Origin of the sequence: Acinetobacter sp. NyZ410 (assembly GCF_022828975.1) — a bacterium.
In the GTDB taxonomy this organism is placed as follows: domain Bacteria; phylum Pseudomonadota; class Gammaproteobacteria; order Pseudomonadales; family Moraxellaceae; genus Acinetobacter; species Acinetobacter guillouiae.
In genome coordinates, this window is record NZ_CP094620.1 from 4,037,384 (window position 1) to 4,057,568 (window position 20,185).

Annotated in this window: 23 protein-coding genes; 10 read left to right on the forward strand and 13 right to left on the reverse strand. The window is 38.5% G+C overall.

Features of this window, described 5'->3' with window-relative positions; genetic code table 11:
- From ibaG to MTO68_RS18990, 3 genes are all read right to left on the reverse strand, one after another.
- A complete protein-coding gene (ibaG, locus tag MTO68_RS18980; protein ID WP_004723729.1) occupies positions 1-252 on the reverse strand; it encodes a BolA family iron metabolism protein IbaG in 252 nt (83 codons plus the stop codon).
- Positions 253-387: 135 nt separating this feature from the next.
- Positions 388-729, reverse strand: a complete 342-nt coding sequence (raiA, locus tag MTO68_RS18985) for a ribosome-associated translation inhibitor RaiA (protein ID WP_004817646.1) — start codon at positions 727-729, stop codon at positions 388-390.
- Positions 730-908: 179 nt separating this feature from the next.
- A complete protein-coding gene (locus MTO68_RS18990) occupies positions 909-2,357 on the reverse strand; it encodes an RNA polymerase factor sigma-54 (protein ID WP_244013956.1) in 1,449 nt (482 codons plus the stop codon).
- A gap of 523 nt (positions 2,358-2,880) precedes the next feature.
- Here MTO68_RS18990 and MTO68_RS18995 point away from each other — a divergent pair.
- The 4 genes from MTO68_RS18995 (at position 2,881) to MTO68_RS19010 (ending at position 6,163) form a co-directional block, all read left to right on the forward strand.
- Positions 2,881-3,792 carry an amino acid ABC transporter substrate-binding protein gene (locus MTO68_RS18995; protein WP_239044990.1) on the forward strand — a complete coding sequence of 304 codons (912 nt, stop codon included), beginning with the start codon at positions 2,881-2,883 and terminating at the stop codon, positions 3,790-3,792.
- A gap of 91 nt (positions 3,793-3,883) precedes the next feature.
- Positions 3,884-4,726: an amino acid ABC transporter permease gene (locus MTO68_RS19000; protein ID WP_004817649.1), complete on the forward strand. Its 843-nt coding sequence runs from the start codon at positions 3,884-3,886 to the stop codon at positions 4,724-4,726.
- 2 nt (positions 4,727-4,728) lie between these two features.
- Positions 4,729-5,406, forward strand: coding sequence for an amino acid ABC transporter permease (locus MTO68_RS19005; protein WP_244013958.1), 678 nt, complete (start codon positions 4,729-4,731; stop codon positions 5,404-5,406).
- 13 nt (positions 5,407-5,419) lie between these two features.
- Positions 5,420-6,163, forward strand: a complete 744-nt coding sequence (locus MTO68_RS19010) for an amino acid ABC transporter ATP-binding protein (protein WP_004723740.1) — start codon at positions 5,420-5,422, stop codon at positions 6,161-6,163.
- A 79-nt stretch (positions 6,164-6,242) separates the two neighbouring features.
- Here MTO68_RS19010 and MTO68_RS19015 read toward each other — a convergent pair whose 3' ends face one another.
- The 4 genes from MTO68_RS19015 to MTO68_RS19030 all read right to left on the reverse strand — a co-directional run bounded on the left by MTO68_RS19015 (position 6,243) and on the right by MTO68_RS19030 (position 8,729).
- Positions 6,243-6,917, reverse strand: coding sequence for a DUF799 domain-containing protein (locus tag MTO68_RS19015; RefSeq protein ID WP_004817651.1), 675 nt, complete (start codon positions 6,915-6,917; stop codon positions 6,243-6,245).
- Positions 6,914-7,291: a DUF4810 domain-containing protein gene (locus MTO68_RS19020; protein ID WP_244013960.1), complete on the reverse strand. Its 378-nt coding sequence runs from the start codon at positions 7,289-7,291 to the stop codon at positions 6,914-6,916. The genes MTO68_RS19015 and MTO68_RS19020 overlap by 4 nt, the downstream gene beginning before the upstream one ends.
- A gap of 10 nt (positions 7,292-7,301) precedes the next feature.
- Positions 7,302-7,973 (reverse strand): CsgG/HfaB family protein, encoded by a 672-nt coding sequence (locus MTO68_RS19025; RefSeq protein ID WP_244013962.1) that lies wholly within the window; start codon positions 7,971-7,973, stop codon positions 7,302-7,304.
- A 132-nt stretch (positions 7,974-8,105) separates the two neighbouring features.
- The gene (locus MTO68_RS19030; protein ID WP_034613803.1) at positions 8,106-8,729 is read right to left on the reverse strand and encodes a LysE family translocator; all 624 of its coding nucleotides are present in this window, start codon (positions 8,727-8,729) and stop codon (positions 8,106-8,108) included.
- Between the two features lie 398 nt (positions 8,730-9,127).
- On the opposite strand from MTO68_RS19030, the gene MTO68_RS19035 reads away from it, so the two are divergent.
- Positions 9,128-10,747, forward strand: a complete 1,620-nt coding sequence (locus MTO68_RS19035) for an oleate hydratase (RefSeq protein WP_244013964.1) — start codon at positions 9,128-9,130, stop codon at positions 10,745-10,747.
- A gap of 89 nt (positions 10,748-10,836) precedes the next feature.
- Here the strand turns inward: MTO68_RS19035 and MTO68_RS19040 are convergent, their stop codons facing one another.
- The 5 genes from MTO68_RS19040 to MTO68_RS19060 all read right to left on the reverse strand — a co-directional run bounded on the left by MTO68_RS19040 (position 10,837) and on the right by MTO68_RS19060 (position 13,982).
- Complete coding sequence (locus MTO68_RS19040) at positions 10,837-11,010, reverse strand: NF038215 family lipoprotein (protein WP_004817658.1); 174 nt, start codon at positions 11,008-11,010, stop codon at positions 10,837-10,839.
- A gap of 104 nt (positions 11,011-11,114) precedes the next feature.
- Positions 11,115-11,678 (reverse strand): hypothetical protein, encoded by a 564-nt coding sequence (locus MTO68_RS19045; protein WP_347814815.1) that lies wholly within the window; start codon positions 11,676-11,678, stop codon positions 11,115-11,117.
- A 56-nt stretch (positions 11,679-11,734) separates the two neighbouring features.
- Positions 11,735-12,496: a class I SAM-dependent methyltransferase gene (locus tag MTO68_RS19050; protein ID WP_004817661.1), complete on the reverse strand. Its 762-nt coding sequence runs from the start codon at positions 12,494-12,496 to the stop codon at positions 11,735-11,737.
- Between the two features lie 99 nt (positions 12,497-12,595).
- The gene (locus MTO68_RS19055) at positions 12,596-13,240 is read right to left on the reverse strand and encodes a hypothetical protein (RefSeq protein ID WP_056515159.1); all 645 of its coding nucleotides are present in this window, start codon (positions 13,238-13,240) and stop codon (positions 12,596-12,598) included.
- Between the two features lie 70 nt (positions 13,241-13,310).
- On the reverse strand, positions 13,311-13,982 hold the full coding sequence (locus MTO68_RS19060) for a D-Ala-D-Ala carboxypeptidase family metallohydrolase (RefSeq protein ID WP_244013968.1): 672 nt from the start codon (positions 13,980-13,982) through the stop codon (positions 13,311-13,313).
- A gap of 209 nt (positions 13,983-14,191) precedes the next feature.
- Between MTO68_RS19060 and MTO68_RS19065 the strand changes: the two genes are divergently transcribed.
- The 5 genes from MTO68_RS19065 (at position 14,192) to MTO68_RS19085 (ending at position 19,912) form a co-directional block, all read left to right on the forward strand.
- Complete coding sequence (locus MTO68_RS19065; protein ID WP_244013970.1) at positions 14,192-14,740, forward strand: TetR/AcrR family transcriptional regulator; 549 nt, start codon at positions 14,192-14,194, stop codon at positions 14,738-14,740.
- A gap of 11 nt (positions 14,741-14,751) precedes the next feature.
- Positions 14,752-16,404: an MFS transporter gene (locus MTO68_RS19070; RefSeq protein ID WP_244013972.1), complete on the forward strand. Its 1,653-nt coding sequence runs from the start codon at positions 14,752-14,754 to the stop codon at positions 16,402-16,404.
- A gap of 75 nt (positions 16,405-16,479) precedes the next feature.
- Positions 16,480-17,607, forward strand: a complete 1,128-nt coding sequence (locus MTO68_RS19075; protein WP_239044983.1) for an HlyD family secretion protein — start codon at positions 16,480-16,482, stop codon at positions 17,605-17,607.
- A gap of 161 nt (positions 17,608-17,768) precedes the next feature.
- Positions 17,769-18,632 carry a pyridoxal-phosphate dependent enzyme gene (locus tag MTO68_RS19080; protein ID WP_239044982.1) on the forward strand — a complete coding sequence of 288 codons (864 nt, stop codon included), beginning with the start codon at positions 17,769-17,771 and terminating at the stop codon, positions 18,630-18,632.
- Positions 18,633-18,712: 80 nt separating this feature from the next.
- Positions 18,713-19,912, forward strand: coding sequence for an NAD(P)/FAD-dependent oxidoreductase (locus MTO68_RS19085; protein WP_239044981.1), 1,200 nt, complete (start codon positions 18,713-18,715; stop codon positions 19,910-19,912).
- 26 nt (positions 19,913-19,938) lie between these two features.
- On the opposite strand, the gene MTO68_RS19090 is transcribed toward MTO68_RS19085, so the two are convergent.
- Complete coding sequence (locus tag MTO68_RS19090; protein ID WP_004723764.1) at positions 19,939-20,091, reverse strand: hypothetical protein; 153 nt, start codon at positions 20,089-20,091, stop codon at positions 19,939-19,941.
- Positions 20,092-20,185 lie beyond the last annotated feature (94 nt).

Here is a 20,185-nt window from a genome sequence, read left to right on the forward strand (position 1 = left end):
TTAAGCTCCAAACATACTGGCTTTGCGCCATTCTTCTTTAGTCATTGCACGAATAGTTACCGCATGTACCTCACCACTGGCAATATAAGAATTAAGTGGCGCGTAAACAGCTTGTTGACGAGGAACAGGACGTTTCCCTTCAAACTGATTATCGACAATACGAAGGTCAAATTTACCTGCTTGTCCACTGACAGCAACTTCAGCATCAGGAAAAGCTGCTTTTAAGATTTCAGTGAGCTGTTCACTATTCATTGCATCGACCTCTTATAGGACTGACAGTGTAAAAACGGGATATTTTACTATAACTCACCGAAATAATTCATTAACTTGTACAAAAAATATAGATAAAAAAAAGAGGTCTTTTCAACCTCTTTTAAAATATCAATTTTATGTCGCTAAAATTTCCATTGGTTGATAATCCAACTGCATTTTCCGATGCTTATCTAATTGCCTTTTTAATTTATCTGTCAATTTTGTAATCGCATTATACATATCATCAGCGCTCGCTTGGGCAAAAAGCTCTATCCCCGGCAAACGAACAATTGCCTCAGCAATATGATTTGCACTGCCTTTTTTTGATCTTTTATCCAATTGATGATCTTTACTCAGCTTGACCTGCATACTATTGACCTGATCAATATGCTTGGTCATCTGGGCAAATCGATCTCGAATATTTTCTTCTATTGCTGGTGTAATACTTAAGTGATGTCCACGGATTGTAATTTGCATAGCTTTATCCCTCTCCTTATATAGGAATATGAAAGTCATAACCCAAACGATCTCATGACAGCATTCACCAAGGAAAAAACTGTGCTCAATATCATGCAATCATTTAAGTTACTCCAAAAGACAAAAAGCGATTCATTATTTCGTCATAATGAACAATTAGAATAGCCACACTTTAAAATTTAGATCAACACTTTTCGGTCAGATGAAGACGGAATATGTAACGATTCACGATATTTTGCGACTGTCCGTCGTGCCACATCAATCCCCTCTTCTTTTAATAAATTGGCAATTGTATTGTCTGACAACGGCTTACGTGGGTTTTCATCTGCAACAAGCTTTTTGATTTTTGCTCGGATGGCTGTCGACGATGCTTCTCCTCCAGAAGTTGTTCCCACATGACTCGAAAAGAAATATTTCAGCTCAAATAGACCACGAGGTGTCAGTAAAAACTTATTGGTGGTGACACGAGAAACTGTTGACTCATGTAATTCAACTTCTTCTGCAACATCTCGCAAAACCAAAGGTTTCATTCCTTCAGCACCGATTTCTAAAAACTCACGTTGATGTTGCACAATGCAACTTGCGACTTTTAATAAAGTTTTATGACGCTCATCGACACTTTTAATAAAGTTTTTCGCTTCAAGCATTTGATTGCGTAAATATTGGTTATCATCACTTTGATCAGCACGTTTAATCATGCCTGAATAAAATGAGTTAATTCGAAGTTTTGGTAAAATATCTGGGTTCAGTTGAACATACCAATGGTCATTTTTCTTGGACACCACCACATCTGGAATTTGATAATCTGATTCTTTTTGCTCAAATTCAGCACCTGGATAAGGTTTAAGGGTTTTCAATAAATCAATTGCTGACTTTAATAACTCGGCATTTAAACCCGTTTGCTTAATCAGTTTATTTAAGTCATTACTGACCAAAAGCTCATAATGTTTCAACAACATTAGCGCTTCTTTCCTAAACAGTGTGGTGGTAGCTAAAGCCTCAATTTGCACAAAAAGACATTCTGCAAGACTACGAGCACCAATACCAATCGGTTCTAAGCGTTGGATATGTTTTAAAACAACCAGAACCTCATCCTCTTCAACCTCAATGTCATAATCCATTTGTTGTAGTAGATGCTGTACTGAGCTGACAATTTCTTCAATATCGGCAGCCAAAAATCCTTTTTCATCTAAAGCATCGACAATGCAATACGCAATTAACTTATCCACTGGAGAAAAATGCAATAAATTGACTTGCCCCAACATATGTTCTTTTAATGATGCTTCTGAATGACGATTGTCTTCACGATCCTCAAACTCAGGGCGCTCCATTGCAGTTGATTGATGGGTATAGACATCATCCCAATCTGTATCTACAGGCAGCTCATCGGGTAAGTGGTTGGCATTTAAAGAATCTGAAAGCTCATATTCATGTTGCTCTTGTTTTACATTTTCAGGGCTTTCATGTGTCTCTTCTTCAACTTTTTCAAGCAAAGGATTACTATCAAGTTGAATTTGAATTTCTTGTTCAAGTTCCAAACTCGATAATTGCAGTAATCGAATGGCTTGTTGCAGTTGTGGCGTAAGCGACAACGAATTTGCAACTTTTAATCCAACCGATAACTTCATACCCATAATTCCCACACTGTATTATTTCATTTCATCTTATGTGAATAAGCAATGCAAAATTCATGCCTACTGATTTTTTATATCACAGGAAATGGATTAGGACCAGTAAAAAAAATGAATACCTTAGATAAAAATGTTTGTTATTTATCAATTAAAGATAAATTTTAATTATGTCGTTTTTTTATTCAATTTTCTAAAAAGACCTCTGATCCAGATCTGTTGAAATAGTCATCAATTATATAAATAGAGATTTAAAACCTATAAGCAAAAATAAATGGCTTTAGGGCTATTTATTTCAAAATATTTAAATAAAATAGGTTCCACTTTGTGAGACCAGTCACATTTCTACTTTGTGAAATTTATTATTTTTATCCTTTACTTATTGGAATAGTGAGTATAAAAATAATGATATAAAGAAATATGATGAATCGTAGTTTCAAGGAAAAGGTTTGGCACGATAACTGCTTAATTTTAGAAACGAGCGGCTTAAACTGCCAAAAAAATCATGTAATGGAGAACTCAAATGACACTATCTACAAAAACACTATCAAAAAAAGTTTTAACCACAGCGCTTGGTGTACTTATGGCTGGCGGTGCTTTTTCACAGGTTCAAGCAGCAGATACATTAGCAAAGATCAAACAATCAGGGAAAGTGATCATTGGTTACCGTGAGTCATCTGATCCGATTTCCTATGTGGTTGGTGGTAAACCAATGGGATATGCTGTCGATATTTGTAATAACTTTGCCAATGAGCTGAAAAAAACGCTTAAGATGCCAAATCTTAAAGTTGAATATAAAGCGGTTACCTCTTCTACGCGTATTCCAGAAATGTTGGCAGGTAATATCGATATGGAGTGTGGTACAACGACAAACTCTGTTCAACGCCAACAACAAGTGAGCTTCTCAACCAACTATTATGCAACAGAAGTACGCATGGCAGTTAAAGCCAATGCGCCAATTAAAACAATTGCCGATTTAAATGGTAAAGCAGTTGTGACCACCCAAGGGACTACATCTGACAAATACATCAAAATGGGTGAGAAAGGCGAAAAAGTCAACGTAAACAACGTTTACGGTAAAGACCACTCAGACTCATTTGCCATGGTCGCTTCTGGCCGTGCTGCAGCATTTGTGATGGATGACAATATTCTTGCAGGGTTAATTGCAAAATCATCAAATCCAAAAGACTTTAAAATTGTAGGTCCAGTACTTTCTTCTGAGCCGTACGGCATTATGTTACCGAAAGGCGATGCAGCATATAAAGCAATCGCGGATAAAACAGTAACAACAATGTGGAAAAATGGTCAAATGGCGGCGCTATATAAAAAATGGTTCCAGTCACCAATCGCACCTAAAAATGTCAATTTAAATATGCCAATGAGCTCATCATATTTAAAACTTAAAGCCAATCCTACGGATGCTGGTATCAACTAATAACGTAGTTTAAAACAACGGTTTATAGATCAGATTAGGTTTAAAGTCTGGTCTATAAATTTTTATAAAATTAAAAATACAAGGAGCACACATGTCCGTAGGCTCACTTAACTGGACAGCATATTGTCTCCCCTCGAATGAATATAGTCTTGATAAAGCTGCATGGGCTGAATCTGTCTGTAAAGCAATTGGTGGTGAAAGTTATTCCCCTGTTGCAGATGCACCAACCTGGCTACAACTCCTAGGCTCAGGTGTTTGGACTATGGTCTGGACCGCGATTGCTGCATTTTTCATTGCATTTCTTCTTGGTTCTCTGATCGGGATTTTACGTACACTACCCAATAAACCACTTTCATTTATTGGTACTTGTTACGTCGAACTTTTCCGAAATATCCCGCTGATCGTACAACTATTTTTCTGGGCATTCGTATTCCCGCAATTATTACCACTCAGCTTAAGTACTGGTAGTGGAGAGATGGTTAATGGTGGTTGGTGGCAAAATATTCTCAATGATAATCCCGCAGTGGTTGGGGTGTTTGCACTCGGTCTATATACCGCAGCACGTATTGCTGAACAAGTGCGCTCAGGCATTAATACGGTTTCAAATGGACAAAAAAATGCGGCTTTTGCAATTGGTTTAAATCAAAGCCAAAGCTATCGCTATGTCATTCTCCCTGTCGCTTATCGTATTGTTTGGCCAACGCTCACTTCTGAAGCAATGAATATTTTCAAAAACTCTGCTGTACTGTATGCGCTGAGTGTTTTGAACTTCTTTGCTTATACCAAAACCATGCGTGAAGAAACATCGCAAGATATTGTTATTCTTATTCTTTCGACACCAGTTTACTTAGTCATTACCTATACCATTAAGTTGATCATGGCTTGGATTGAAAAACGTATGGCTGTTCCTGGTCTAGGCTCGGGGGGTAAATAGTCATGGATTTTAGTATTTTACAAAATCAAGATGTTATTCAAACGCTGATCGCAGGGTTTAAATTTACCGTTACGGTGACGATTTTATCAATTATTGGCGGGATTCTGATTGGCACACCTTTGGCCATGATGCGTTTATCCAACAATAAAGTTGCCAGTAATTTTGCTAAAGTTTATGTCGATTTCTTCCGTGGTGTACCACTGATTCAAGTGATCTTCATTTTCTATTTCTTATTGCCAAAGATTTTTGAGTTTCAGTCAGATACCTATTATGGCCCACTGTTTTCAAGTGTGGTGACCTTTGCAATTTTTGAAGCTGCATTCTTTTCAGAAATTGTCCGTTCAGGGATTCAGTCTGTTTCTAAAGGTCAGGTCAATGCAGGTTATGCACTTGGTTTCACCTATGGACAAACCATGTCCAATGTGGTGTTACCACAGGCTTTTAGAAACATGCTACCTGTCATTTTGACTCAATCTATCGTACTTTTCCAAGACGTATCATTAGTTTACGTGATTAGTGCGCCAGACTTCTTGGGCAATGCCAATACCTTAGCAAATACCTACGGTGCTGAAACCAAAGCAACTTTCTACCTGATTGTAGCCGTTGTTTACTTCTGTATCTCCTTTGCGCTTTCACAACTTGTGAAGCGTTTACATCAAAAAATAGCAATAATTCGATAATTGGAGAATCAATATGCCAATGATAGAAATACAACATATCTCAAAATGGTATGGAGATTTTCAAGTTCTTACAGATTGCACCACTTCAATTGAAAAAGGTGAAGTTGTGGTGGTGTGTGGACCTTCTGGTTCTGGTAAATCCACACTGATTAAAACTGTAAATGCATTAGAACCATTCCAAGAAGGCAATATTGTTGTGGATGGAACAGCCTTAAAAGATTCAAAAACTGATCTGGCAAAATTCCGTTCTCGTGTGGGAATGGTATTCCAGCACTTTGAATTGTTCCCACATATGACTGTTTTGGATAATTTAACCATTGGGCAACTTAAGGTTTTAAATCGTTCTAAAGCAGAGGCTGAGAAAAAAGCGTTGCAATATTTAGATCGTGTTGGTCTGGCAGCTCACAAAAATAAGTTTCCAGGGCAACTGTCTGGTGGTCAGCAACAGCGTGTTGCGATTGCCCGCGGTCTATGTATGGATCCAGTGTGCATGTTATTTGATGAACCTACTTCGGCATTAGACCCTGAAATGGTGGGTGAAGTGCTTGAAGTCATGAGTCAATTGGCAAAAGAAGGCATGACCATGATGTGTGTAACTCATGAGATGGGCTTTGCTCGTAAAGTCTCAAGTCGAGTTATTTTCATGGATCAAGGCAAGATTTTGGAAGACTGTGCAACAGATGACTTCTTTAATAAGCCTGATGAGCGTCATGAAAGAACCAAATTCTTCTTAGACAAGATTTCTATGGTGCACTAATCAGCAATATGCGTTCAACATAAAAACCCCAATTTTTAAATTGGGGTTTTTATTTGATGCTGACAAATAATACCGGTGCTTAAGGTTTCACCGCATTTTGGCTAAAGTTTGGCGAACGTGGTCCATATAACAGACCTTTTTGCTGATTTATACTCGGTGAATATAATTGCGAGCTTACAGCACTGGATAAAGTATAGGCTTTGTCTGACAGATGATTGGATATTTGATCAACTAAAGCACCAACCAACGCGCCAATCAAACCCGCATTGCTATTATCATTGGCTTGCTGAAGTCGCTGTTCACCTTGCCAAAGTAATGTACCAGTTTGTAAATCTACAAGTTTGGCTTCTACTGCAACTGCTGCTACAGATTGAATCACCTGATATTTAGAACCATACTCTTTAACTTTAATATATAACGCAGCGTCCGCTCCGAAAATCTCTTTTAACTTTTGCGGTGGGATTGCTTGGGCATCAAATCCATTGGTGACCCCATTCTCTTTAAACATGGTGTCAACAACAGAAATTGGAAATACATAATAACCAGCCTCAGCCACAGGCAATGTTACTGTTGACCAATACCCATAGGTTGCACGCGTATCAGGAGACTCATTGATTGGAGGAAGTACCAAAATCGACTTAGGGATATGCTCACGATATGCTGCTAAATCACGATTTTGTTTAGGTGATACCGCACAACCGGTGAAAAGCATCATCAGTAAACCAAGTACCAATAATTGTTTCATATTTTTCATTTGGGATTTACCTCAGTCGATTGAGTGGTCATTTTCTTCAATAAACGATCCATCAATACGGTTGACTCAGGATAAATTTGGCGCTCTAACTCAAAATATTCAATTGCACGTGGGCCATTTTGAATATTAAGATTTAACAAGCCCAAATGCGCATATAAACCTGGCGGCACTGCGGCATTCTTTGCTTTTGCTTTCTCAACATCTTTTTCAAGCGCTAAAATTTGTTGCTGAGGCGAAGTTTTTTCTGGAACCGCCAGCATTAAATAGGTTTGTTGTGGATATCCGCCCCAGGTATATAAAGACTGTGGTCCAGATGCACACCCAAGCAAAGTTAACGTTGTAAAAAAACTTAAAAATAATAAAACCCGTTTCATTTATTCAAACCTATTGTACGGACCACTTATTTGTTTGAATATCTGTGACAAGGTGATTAACCGCTTCGCGTACAGCCAGATCTAAAACCTTACCATTTAAGGTTGAGTCATAAGATGCTGTAGAACCAAAACCTAAAATTTCGCGTTCACTGAGCGCGTATTCACCTGCACCCTGCACAGAATGGACAACTTCTGCTGTTTTTACATCAACAACATTAATATTGACTTTTGCATAGGCAATTTGAGTTTTACCACGCCCTAGTAGCCCAAACAATTGATGATCACCCACTTCTTTGCGCCCAAATTCAGATACATCCCCAGTGAGCACATAACGTGCACCCTTAATGGATTGAGCTGCTTTACCAAAACCAGCCTCTTGTTGCAGCTCAGATAAATTGTCTCGATTTAAGACTGAAAAATATCCGGTTTGTTGCAAGTGCGTTTCTAAAATCGTTTTTGCTTGACCGCCTAAACGATCGACATTATCAGAGAAGATTCCGCGCATATAACTTGAGCGGTTATCAAACTTACCAATCGAAACTGCTGTTTTCGCACCTGAATACTTAACCGCTGAAGTCACTGCAGCCACTTGAGGGGCTTGGATGGTTTTAGAGCTTTCAGTGGTAGAACAAGCAGTAAGTACCAATCCATTTAAGGTAGCAATCAATAATATTTTTTTCAAAATTACATCTCTCTAAGGTCTAAACCATTATAATGAATAAATATATAACACAAACTAAACATACTGTTAATTAGTTTTTAACAAACAAGATCTACTGATAAAATCCATGACCATTTTTGCTCGTAAAAACAATCATTTCATACCAAAAATTAGCTTTAAACCAAGTAATGTCATAACACCGCCCGCGACTCGATCGAAGACTTTTTTAAACTTCAAATAAACACGGCGCGGCTTTTCCGCTGAAAGCGCAACAGCAACCAGTGAATACCAGCCTGCATCGATAAAGAAGCACAAGATAGGCAAAACAAAATAAAAATACGTTGGAATGTCTTTGGGTAAAAGCGCAGTAAAAATACTGGCTAAAATAATCGCAATTTTAGGATTACTTAACTGGGTAATTAAACCTAAACGAAACGCTTGTTGATAACTCATCACCGTGGATGAGTCAGATGCCTGTGCCATTGGATCTTTAGCATGTTTAATAATTTTATAAGCCAGCCAAAGTAAATACAGACCACCACAAATTTTTAAAGCTAAATATGCAGAAGGTACAGCCAATAAGATTGCTTGTAATCCCATTACAGCTAAAAAACCAAATAAAGCTGCGCCCGTGCCTGTCCCTAAAGCGGTAAACAGACCATGTTTACGAGAAATCGCAATTGAATTTTTAGCCACATAAACAAATGTAGGACCAGGGCTAATTGCGCCTAGCATTAATGCCAATGCAATTGAACCTAAAATCAATAATGATTCCAAGAGACACCCCGACCCAGACTATTTTTAAGAATAGATATTTTACGCTACAACCGATTTTTGAAGATATAAAAATCTTTATTATTTCGCGATTACACTTTTATTCAATGCAAATTCATCAAAATTTCAACCATAAATTTAAATACACTTGTGTATTATCATCACAAACAGAGTAAACAAATATTTTTAGAGTAAAAACTCGATAAAAAATTTATTTTTCAATATTTTAATTATATCAATAAAATCATTCACGTATATAAAACATCCTAAAAAACATAAAATAGACCACATTAATCACAAAAATTAACTTCCATTTTCATGTATTTATAGGCTATAAAAAACCATAATAAAACTATGGTTTTAAATTATCCAAAATCAATATTTATACTCAGGGGTAAAAAATGCACAACAACAAAACCAACCGCTTAGATGCAAGCCAAGCACATTTATGGATCATTGGCGGTGGAATTGCCGGAATGGCAGCTGCCGCATTTGCCATACGTGATGCCAAAGTACCAGCTATAAATATTCACATTCTCGAAGAGTTAGACGTCTCAGGTGGTTCAATGGATGGCGGCCATACGCCACATGCTGCACAAGCATGGGTTACCCGTGGCGGGCGGATGCTGACAGATGAAACATATTTATGTCTTTGGGACTTATTTTCGAGTATTCCATCCTTAGAAAATCCTGAAGTTTCTGTTCGTGAAGAATGTCGTGAGTTCAATGAACAAGTCAAAACCCATGCACAAGCCCGTTTAATTGATGCGCAGCATATGATTTCAGATGCCGCTAAACTGGGTTTAAATACACGCCATCGCGCGCAAATGTTACGCTTATTGGCAGCGAAAGAAGAAAAAATTGGCAGCCGCCGTATTGATGAATTTTTCGATGAGACCTTCTTTGAAACGAACTTTTGGCGTATGTGGCGTACGACATTTGCCTTCCAAAAATGGCACAGTGCAGCAGAACTTCGTCGCTATTTCTTACGTTTTATCCAAGAGTTACCACGTATTCATACCCTTGCTGGGGTAAAAAGAACCAAATACAACCAATATGATTCCATGATTTTGCCGCTACAACGTTGGTTGCTTGAACAAGGCGTAGATGTTCGTTTTGGCAATTATGTAACAGATGCAGACTTTCAAACCGATGAAGCAACCCTAGAACGTCGTGCAACACGCTTGTATGTCAACCTTCCTGAAGGTACTGAGCAAATCAACCTTCAAGAAAATGATCTTGCCATATTTACTTTAGGTTCAATTACAGCAGATTCCCGTTATGCTGGAAATGATGATGTTCCAGCGCTTATTCGTGATCGACTTGATCATGGTTGGACCTTATGGGAAACCCTTGCGCAAAAAGCACCTGACTTTGGCCGACCAATGACCTTTTATGGCAACATTGATGAACATAAATGGGAGTCTTTTACACTCACTATGACAGATGATGTTCTGTTAAATCGCATCATTGATTACACAGGCAACCAGCCAGGTACTGGGGCACTGATGACTTGGTTTGAATCTGGCTGGCATTTATCGATTGTGGTGCCTGCTCAACCGCATTTTGCAAATTTACCAGAAGGCACCTTTACCCTCTGGGGCTATGGTTTCCAAATTGATCAAACAGGTGATTACATCAAAAAACCGATGTCACAAGCAACAGGCAACGAAATACTCACTGAACTGATTCTACAACTCGGCTTTGATGACATTCTTGAGCATGTTCTAGCAAACACCATTGTAACAACAGCTATGATGCCTTATGCATCGGCTTTATTTGCTTGCCGTAAGCCTGGTGACCGCCCACAGGTTATTCCACAAGGTGCAAAAAACTTCGCATTCTTGGGGCAATTTGTTGAAATTGAAGATGATGTGGTTTTTACTGTTGAATATTCTGTTCGTGGTGCCATGATTGCAATTTATGAGTTCTTTGGCGTAGAACGTGAAATTCCTGAGATCTATAATGGATTACTTGATCCTAAAGTCGGATTAAAAGCGTTAGAAACAGTTTTTCATTAATTCATTTAAAATCAACTGAGTTAAATTGAATTAAAACCAAACGAGTGCATCCTCTCTTGATGCACTCGTTTTTATATTTTGAATAAAAATCAGGGTTGTGAATCCACTGAACGAGCACTGAGACGATAATCTTTTTCATACACAGGCATACCTGCGATATGGATTGAACGAACTTCAGTCTTTGTTGGTGTAGGTGGTTTCTTTTCACACCCAGCCAAAAATACTGCAAGTATTACACTCAAACTGATGGATAGCTTTTTCATGGCATCTCCTCCATTTTTTGTTTTATTTATAGTTCGAGCATAACAGTTCTGATTAAAAATACAGCTATTTTTTATTTCAAAAGGTGTCTATCTATAGAAAGTGGCTATACGTCACAAGCATGTATCATTAAAACAGCTTGATCTTCACCATTTTTATTTTTGTAACGGTAGTGAAAGCCACTATTTCCATCAAATTCCATGTCACTAAAATATTGAAAAGCATCTAGGCTTACAGACTCAATTTTAGGGTATTGCTCTAGCTGAAGTTGAATTTTGTTTAAAATTTTCGCGGTAAATGCTTTTTGGAAAATAATCGTAGGCGAATCTTTTAATTCAAATCGAGCGATACACCCAGTGTTTTCATCCACAGCAACAACGTTGTCTAAAGCCTGAACGATCCCCGCCTTCGAGATGAAAAGACTATGATGAACATTAAAGGTATAGCCATAGCTTAAATGCAAGAAATCCTCGGTTTGGTTTTCAACATTTAAACCACGCTCCCAGTCCATGACCAAAGGTAATCTATAGTCATCGCCTTCATAGAGTACAAAATCACAATGATCATTTGCATCTTCATCACATGTTTGCTGAATGACTGAAAATTGCCCTATCTTGGCCACTGTGCGATGAATCTGCTCGGCATAACCACTACTGGAATAAGCCATCATGCTAAATAATATCGGAACTATTGTATTGATTATTTTTTTTGACATCAGATTTCTAATCAAGTTTTACTCAATACCAAATATACAGCTTCACTGGTAAATGTGCCATCTTGCTGAATCTGATAATACTGTTGTACTTGATCAGCGGCTTTGGACTGCAAATAGCGAATGGTATGGATACCCTCTACTGGTGTTTGCATACGCTCCACCCAACTTTGAAAATTTAACTGTAAACTTTGCTTTTCAATGGTTTCTACCTTAAAACCTGCTTGTTCTACGATTTTTACCCATTCCGCCAAACTATAATTTCGAACATGGCTTGGATCACGAATGGTTTCTATGGTCTGAATAAAGGTGTCTAAAATTGGATTAGAATTGCCAATAATATCAAATAGGATCACTTTGCCATCAGCACGTAATACACGATAAATTTCATCAATCGCTTGAGTGATACTTTGCCAATGATGCGCAGAATAACGACTGATCACACAATCAAAATGCTCAACAGGAAAATCCAATTGCTCTGCCGCACCAACCTTCCCTATGACATGATCGAATCCCTTTTGTTGAGATTGCGTGGTCACAAGATTGACCATTTCAGGCGTAATATCATAGGCAATTACTTGCTCAGTGAATGCAGCAATCTGATACGTGACATGCCCACCACCGCAGCCTAGATCCAAAACTCGCTTGAATTGATGTTGTTGGATTAAATTTTGCATTTTTTCAAACTCAATGCCTTGTGCATGTACTTGGCTATTTAAGTATGCTTCTGATTTATTTTGATATTGTGCCTGATTAACTTGCTGTTGAGTGGTCATTGTCGTGTCCTTGTTGTTGAATAAAACGACAATAGACAACTTAATTAAAAAATAAAAATGATGAATTTTAATAAAATTAATAACTTTATTTTATTTATGTTAACTCATAATTACCCGATAATCAGACTGACAAGGGTTTTGAATGATAACATCCTGTACCCCCATCTCGTTTCCGACCTTAATATTATAGTTAAATGAAAAATCACCATTATCCTCAAAATTTGCCGTTGCAGGATAGTTCAGCTTTTTAAATTGCGGCACTTTGTTGTTGAGCACTAAACGTACCCGAAAATCAGGAATGCTATAAAATACCAATGAATTCGGCATATTTTTTAAATTCGATTCAAAAGTGACAAAACAACTTTGCTGCCCATTCATCGCAAGAAAACTGCCATAATCTTTTTGTTGGTTTTTATCATTAATCACAGTGAGATTATACTCACTTCCTGTTAGCCCCAACAAAAAACCCATTAAATTTGGATTAAATTGATAAACATTTGCAGTTTTACTCCATTTTTCCATTAATACCTGCTTCTTTCCTTTAGCATCATAGAGTACATAGTCACAACTAGAACCATGCTGAGTGCAAGACTCTTTTTGAATTTTCAGTTTCCCTGCACGCCCCAATACCTCGTATTCAGGGTCAACTTCGACGGCAGCATCAGCTTGCGCAAAAGCAGAATAGCTACTGAAAAAAGGCAGAGCAAATAAACAACCCTTTATTAGGGTCTGTAGACATTTCATAAATAACGTTCCAATCTCTCAGCATTTTTTAATATAGATTCAAGTTCAATTCTTGCTCAAAAATACAATTTTAATTTTTTACACACGGCGAACTTTTCGATTTAAAGTCCTTACCCCAAGTACGATATCCTTGGGTATCGATATGATAGCGATTATTACCATAAACGCCTAAACCCATTTTATAACTTTTGCCTTCCACTTGCCAAAAATGACACATTTTTTTAACTAATAATTCGCGATCTTTTTTAATGGATTCTTTGGGTGATAGCACATGAAAATCAACTGCATAATTACTTAAATGTTTACTTTTTTCCGCCCCACCTATGCATTTATTTAATTCAGGGGCACGATAGATTGCTGAAATCGTATATGTTTTAAAATATTCATTTCGATTTAACTTTTCCACCAGTTGCAAACTACTCACTACATTTTTCCAAAAGGCTTTAGGTGGAATAGCAAAACGTTTTGAGTAACACTGCTCCGGCATATAGTTTCGGCTGGTTGTCAGCTCCATCAGACTAGGTGGATGTTTTAAATACTGCGACATAAACTGATAATAATCCGCCAATAATTGGGGGTCTTGTTGCGCCTTCCAAAGCTTGAATTGTTGTTCAATCAGTTGATCTGATGATTTTCTTGAAGATGCGGCCGGATCTGCTTTTTTCTCAGATGGCGTACAGGCATTTAACGCCAATACACCGATGCAGCAGATCGAAATAACAATATTTTTAAAAATTTTCACAATTTCAGCACACTTATTGTTTTATTTTAAAGGGTAAATATTTAGAAATCTAAACCTATTTATAGGATTTATTAATCATTGACCTAAGTCATTCTAACCAATCTAATCAACTTTAAAGCTGCAATTTACAAAAATCCACAGAGTTAGTAATTTACAACGGACAAAAATGTCCGTTAAATATCAGAATAAAATTTAATGCAATTTTCCCTATGCGTATACGTCAAAAACAAGCGGCACAAAATCGCGAAGATTTGCTCAATGCTGCACTGAAAATATTCCGTAAACAAGGGATTCGTGCGCCATTACAGCTTGTGATTGATGAAGCTGGCGTTGGACGAGCAACCTTTTATCGTAATTTTCAAGATCGCCGTGAGTTGGTCATCGCCTTGATGGAACAAGCATTAACTCGTCTAGATGAACGGGCAAAAAGCTTTTCAGAATATCCTGATGGTTTGATTCGGTTAATTCGCAATCATGTCGAGAATCTGCCTTATCTCACCGCCTTGATGGAATATTGGCGTGTGATTGATCGTAATGACTCAAGTATGGTGGATATTTATCAACGGCGTGACGCAATTCTTCAACCGCTGATTGATCAAGCCATTGCCCATCGAATTTGCCGACCAGATCTTACCCCAAAAGATTATGCGCTAATTACCGGTATTCTAAGAGCTTCCTTTCAAGGGCTAACCGACGAAGAACAAGTTCAACTGGCCACACGTGCAGTTGACTTACTGATTGATGGCATCAAGGCGTAATTGAGGCACTTATGGATAAATCGCCACGTTTACTTGAACCTGCCCCAGATTGGACACCTGAAGAGCGTCCAACCTTACCAGGCTCGCCTGCGGCTATTGCACATCCAACACATAAAAAGCTGATTTATTTTTTTATTGGCCTGTTTGTTGCGATCTCAGGCAGTTTAAGTAATGGTTTTATTACTGCAAATTTACCACTTATTCAGGGTGAATACTCGCTAACGCCTTCAGAAGCTGCATGGATTCCCGCAGCTTATGTAATGGCAAATATTAGTTCCAACATGATTCTGTTTAAAGCTCGGCAACAATATGGGTTACGGCTTTTTTCTGAAATTGGTTTAGTGCTTTTTATTTGTGTATTGCTGCTGCATATCTTTGTGCACACCTTTGAAATGGCATTGTTTGTCCGTGTGATCAGCGGTTTGGTTGCCGCCCCCCTGAGTTCTTTAGGCATGTACTACATCATGCAGGCCTTTAAACGAGAAAACTTTGGGCGAGGAATTTATCTCGCGCTGGGCTTTCAACAATTGGGTATTCCACTAGCATGGATCATTTCCCCATCTCTGGTTGATGTAAATGACTGGATTGTGCTCTATACCTTTGAGCTGGGTTTAGCGATATGTTGTTTGGCTATGGTGGTTTCTTTAAAACTACCACGTAGCTTAAGAATCGAAGTCTTTGAAAAACAGGATTTCTTCACTTTTGCTTTGCTTGCACCCGGCTTTGCCCTGCTATGTATCGTCCTGACCCAAGGCCCTATCCTTTGGTGGTTTGAAGTCAAATGGTTAGGGTATGCCTTAATTGCTGGCTTCAGTCTTATTGTTATCGGACTGACTTATGAACATTACCGTGTCAATCCGCTTATCATTACCCGTTGGCTAGGTTCAGCCACCACACTTAAATTTGTGTTTGGTGCGTTGGCGATTCGTTTGCTTATGTCTGAGCAAAGTTACGCAGCCGTTAACTTTTTAAAGACCATGGGCATGGGACCTGATCAGTTCGTTACCTTGTATAGCGTGATTTTTCTTGGCATTGTGCTCGGCACCGTTTTTAGCGCCATGACCTTTAAAAGAGAACGCATCTCATGGCACTTGATCGGTGCTGTGGTCTTGGTTCTTATTGCTTGCGCTTTAGACTATCACCTCACCAGTGATGTTCGACCTGAGAATTTTTACCGCAGCCAATTTATTGTTGGCTTTGCCAGCGGTATGTTTATCGGACCATTGTTGCTGACAGGGATTATTAATGCCTTACAAAAAGGCCCATCACACATGGTCACTTTTGTGGTGTTGTTCTCTGCAACACAAAGCTTTGGTGGTTTAATTGGAAATTCATTCTTTTCAACCTATCAACAATTACGCACCCAAAATTATCGGGCTGAAATTGTCAGTGACTTGTCACCAACTGATCCATTGGTAGTGCAACGACTTGCAGCCTATCAGCAAGCAGCCAATAAATATACTTTAGATGCGTCACTTGAACAGAACCAAGCTTATCGCAATTTAAACCAGATTGTGACACGAGAAGCGCAAGTGCGTGCCTATAATGATGTGATTGCATTAAATGGAATTTTCGCCATTTTACTGTTGATTTGGAGTAGTTTTAATATTGCTTGGACACGCTATCAACTCAAAAAACAGCAACAGGTCCTCAATAGCAGTTAGACAGATCTCAGGCTATTCCGAAATCAGATGATCCATGATGTCACGCTATGTATTAAAAAATATTTGAGAATTCTTATGTCGCAAGATCAAAAACCAACAGAGCAAGCAGCAGTTACACCACCACAAGCACCTGCAACAGCAGCAGCGCCATCACCATCCAGTAAGCTTATTCCAACAGCGAAAAGAACATTGCTGTTGATGCTCTTGGTCTTGTTGGTGGGGATTGCTGTGATTATGCGCGCATGGAAAATTGGCCCTTTTGATAGCAGCATAGAATCCACCGACAATAGTTATATCAAAGGCAGAACCACAGTTTTATCTTCTCAAATCAATGGTTATGTCAAAGATGTATTGGTGACTGATTTTGACCATGTCAAAAAGGGTCAGCCATTAATGCATATTGATACCACAACCTATGATCAGAAAGTGACTCAGGCTGAAGCAGGTGTTGATCAGGCCAATACTACTTTAGCCAATCAAACCCAAGCGATTGAACAACGCAAAGCAGATATTGTGGCTGCACAAGCCAAAGTTGAACAAGCCAAAGCAAGTTATGAACTTTCAACAGCACAACTCAATCGTTATCAACAATTAGGAAATACTGGCGCAACCTCTAAAACAGAACAAGACAAAGCGGCTGCGGATGTAAAAAATAATTTAGCCTTACTCAAACAAGCGGAAGCCAATGTATTGGTTGCTCAAGAAGCGTTAAAAACAGCTCAAGTGGCTCAATCGGGCTTAAAAGCACAAGTCACCAATGCCAAGGCACAATTTGATCAAGCGGTAACGACAAAAGACTATAGCGTGATTGCAGCACCGATGGATGGACAGTTGGGCGAAGTCACTCCTCGTGTGGGACAATATGTTGCAGCTGGCACCCAGTTAATGTATCTAATTCCGCAACAAACCTGGGTGATTGCCAATTTCAAAGAAACACAAATTGCTGATATGCACATCGGGCAAAAAGCAACATTTACGGTAGATGCTATGAAACATCAAAAATTTACTGGCCGTATTGAACAGATTTCACCTGCTGCTGGTGCTGAGTTTAGTGTGCTTAAGCCTGACAACACCACAGGTAATTTTACCAAGGTCGTACAGCGTATTTCTGTGCGGATTGCTATTGATCCCAATCAAAAAGGTTTAGAATTCTTACGACCGGGGATGTCTGTGGTGACTTCCGTCGATACCAGCACTCAATGATCCGCCTAAGTGAAAAGCTTGAGTTAAAACCTAGAAATTTATCCCCAATAATAGACATGAAACTCAATCAAACCTGTCTTGTTTTACAGGTTTGATTAGAATATCTTGAACAGGCTTAATTCAAAGCTACTCACACACACCCATTCAGTTAAAAAATCAGCATGTTTGATCATATTGCCCAAACTATTCCCTACCAAAGTTTAGATTTTGCTGGATCTGTTCAACTTACAGTTAAACGGCTTGATCTAATCCATCCACAAATTTCTGGCAATAAATTTTTTAAACTCAAATATAATTTGATTGAAGCACGTCAGCTTGGCCTAAAACAGATGCTGACTTTCGGTGGTGCGTATTCCAATCATATCGCTGCCACAGCCTATGCAGCACAGTTATTTGGATTTAAAAGCATCGGGATCATTCGGGGCGAGGAGTTAGCGCATAAACCGCTCAACCCTACTCTAACGACAGCACAGCAGTTGGGCATGCAGCTAGTTTTTGTTTCACGTGAAAAATATAGACAAAAAAATAATCATGACTGGATCGATGAATTAACACAACATTATCCAAACACTTATATTATTCCTGAAGGCGGAACCAATGAGCTTGCTATACAAGGTTGTCAGGAAATTTTAACGCCAGAAGATTTAAATTATTATGATGTAATTTGCTGTGCGGTAGGAACAGGTGGCACAATCACTGGGCTGATAAACGCCAGTTCACCACAGCAGGAAATTTTAGGTTTTTCAGCACTTAAAGGTGATTTTTTACAACAAGATGTCAGTCAACTCACCCATAAAAGCAATTGGAAAATACTGGATGATTATTGTTTTGGAGGCTATGCCAAAACCACTGCTGAATTACTTAGCTTTATAAACAACTTTGAGCAGCAATATCGCATTCCGCTTGAACAGATTTATACTGGGAAAATGTTTTATGGGATTTTTGATTTAATTTCAAAAGGTTACTTTAAAGAAAATGCAAAAATCTTGATCCTGCATAGTGGTGGCTTGCAAGGACGTAGCTAAACCCTACCTATTTATAATTGTCCTGAAAATTACTTTAAATTTGTCTATAATCCCCTGCTCAAAGTTTCCATGAGTGTGATATGTCTTCTAACCAATATGATGTGATTGTCCTCGGCGCAGGTGCTTCAGGTTTAATGCTTGCGGCAAAAGCAGCTGCCCGTGGTCGTAAAGTCTTAGTGGTTGAGAAAGCCAATAAAATTGGTAAAAAAATCCTCATGTCAGGTGGTGGTAAATGTAACTTCACCAATCTTTATGTTGAGCCTGAGAATTTTATTTCACATAACCCACATTTTGTCATCTCTGCCCTGACGCGTTATACCAATTGGGACTTTATTGGGATGGTCTGTGAATATGGCATTGACTATGAAGAACGCAAACATGGACAACTGTTTACCTTAAATGGCGCAAAAGAAATCTTAAGCATGCTGCTCAACGAATGTGAAAAAACACATCATGTTGAGATTAAAACCAGTTGTGAAGTCAAAGCGATTAACACGCTTGACGATCAGACTTTTCAAGTTGCCACCAATTTAGGCTATTTTCAGGCTGAATCTGTTGTTGTTGCATCAGGTGGCTTATCTATTCCAACATTGGGTGGCTCTGGCATCGGCTATGAAATTGCCAAACAATTTGGTCACCACATCTATCCTACACGCGCAGGTTTAGTTCCCTTCACTTTTTCAGATCAATTTAAAGAAGTTACCACTCGTTTAAGCGGCAATGCGGTTGAAGCAACACTATCTAACGAACTGATTGCATTTACTGAAGCATTGTTGTTTACACATCGTGGTTTAAGTGGTCCAAGCTCATTACAACTTTCAAATTATTGGAATGCAGGACAAGCATTCCATATTAACTTTTTACCAAGTCTTGAGCTGTTTGATTTTTTAAAGCGCAAAAAGCAAAGCCAGCCCAAGGTGTTAATCAGAACCTTACTGACTGAACTTTTACCGAAAAGTGTGGTGATTGAACTACAAAATCTCATTTGGTCCGAGTGGGCTGAAACGGCGATTGGGCAATTAAGTGATGAAAAACTTGAAACGATTGCCAATAAACTACAGCAATTTGAAGTCAAACCCTCTGGTACTGAAGGCTATCGGACTGCAGAAGTCACTTTAGGCGGTGTTGACACCACTGAAGTTTCATCAAAAACCATGGAAAGTAAAAAACAAAAAGGTTTATTTTTTATAGGTGAGATCTTAGATGTAACTGGTCATTTAGGCGGGTTTAATTTTCAGTGGGCATGGGCTTCAGCACATGCCGCTTCAGAATATGTATAATCTAAACTGATTAATAGATAGAAAGCTTATTCCAGATAATCTGTTTTAAATAAAATAAGTTGATTTTGGATTTGCTGCTTCTGGGTCACACGTTGAATCGCCAAATCCATCGACTTTAGATCATGGTTTTTTGCAAATAACGACTGATGAATTTTGTGTAAAAAATAGATGATCTTCATTTCAATTCCTTTGAAAATGATATTTATCAGATGAGTGAGTTTTATATTGCCTACATATTCACCCATTCAATCTAGACAATAAATCATCTGATGT

What these genes read in the sequence shown, in the direction of transcription:
- ibaG (WP_004723729.1), bottom strand. Translation starts at nt 252, where the DNA reads ATGAATAGTGAACAGCTCACTGAAATCTTAAAAGCAGCTTTTCCTGAT.
- raiA (WP_004817646.1), bottom strand. Translation starts at nt 729, where the DNA reads ATGCAAATTACAATCCGTGGACATCACTTAAGTATTACACCAGCAATA.
- MTO68_RS18990 (WP_244013956.1), bottom strand. Translation starts at nt 2,357, where the DNA reads ATGAAGTTATCGGTTGGATTAAAAGTTGCAAATTCGTTGTCGCTTACG.
- MTO68_RS18995 (WP_239044990.1), top strand. Translation starts at nt 2,881, where the DNA reads ATGACACTATCTACAAAAACACTATCAAAAAAAGTTTTAACCACAGCG.
- MTO68_RS19000 (WP_004817649.1), top strand. Translation starts at nt 3,884, where the DNA reads ATGTCCGTAGGCTCACTTAACTGGACAGCATATTGTCTCCCCTCGAAT.
- MTO68_RS19005 (WP_244013958.1), top strand. Translation starts at nt 4,729, where the DNA reads ATGGATTTTAGTATTTTACAAAATCAAGATGTTATTCAAACGCTGATC.
- MTO68_RS19010 (WP_004723740.1), top strand. Translation starts at nt 5,420, where the DNA reads ATGCCAATGATAGAAATACAACATATCTCAAAATGGTATGGAGATTTT.
- MTO68_RS19015 (WP_004817651.1), bottom strand. Translation starts at nt 6,917, where the DNA reads ATGAAAAATATGAAACAATTATTGGTACTTGGTTTACTGATGATGCTT.
- MTO68_RS19020 (WP_244013960.1), bottom strand. Translation starts at nt 7,291, where the DNA reads ATGAAACGGGTTTTATTATTTTTAAGTTTTTTTACAACGTTAACTTTG.
- MTO68_RS19035 (WP_244013964.1), top strand. Translation starts at nt 9,128, where the DNA reads ATGCACAACAACAAAACCAACCGCTTAGATGCAAGCCAAGCACATTTA.
- MTO68_RS19040 (WP_004817658.1), bottom strand. Translation starts at nt 11,010, where the DNA reads ATGAAAAAGCTATCCATCAGTTTGAGTGTAATACTTGCAGTATTTTTG.
- MTO68_RS19045 (WP_347814815.1), bottom strand. Translation starts at nt 11,678, where the DNA reads ATGATGGCTTATTCCAGTAGTGGTTATGCCGAGCAGATTCATCGCACA.
- MTO68_RS19050 (WP_004817661.1), bottom strand. Translation starts at nt 12,496, where the DNA reads ATGACCACTCAACAGCAAGTTAATCAGGCACAATATCAAAATAAATCA.
- MTO68_RS19055 (WP_056515159.1), bottom strand. Translation starts at nt 13,240, where the DNA reads ATGAAATGTCTACAGACCCTAATAAAGGGTTGTTTATTTGCTCTGCCT.
- MTO68_RS19065 (WP_244013970.1), top strand. Translation starts at nt 14,192, where the DNA reads ATGCGTATACGTCAAAAACAAGCGGCACAAAATCGCGAAGATTTGCTC.
- MTO68_RS19070 (WP_244013972.1), top strand. Translation starts at nt 14,752, where the DNA reads ATGGATAAATCGCCACGTTTACTTGAACCTGCCCCAGATTGGACACCT.
- MTO68_RS19075 (WP_239044983.1), top strand. Translation starts at nt 16,480, where the DNA reads ATGTCGCAAGATCAAAAACCAACAGAGCAAGCAGCAGTTACACCACCA.
- MTO68_RS19080 (WP_239044982.1), top strand. Translation starts at nt 17,769, where the DNA reads ATGTTTGATCATATTGCCCAAACTATTCCCTACCAAAGTTTAGATTTT.
- MTO68_RS19085 (WP_239044981.1), top strand. Translation starts at nt 18,713, where the DNA reads ATGTCTTCTAACCAATATGATGTGATTGTCCTCGGCGCAGGTGCTTCA.
- MTO68_RS19090 (WP_004723764.1), bottom strand. Translation starts at nt 20,091, where the DNA reads ATGAAGATCATCTATTTTTTACACAAAATTCATCAGTCGTTATTTGCA.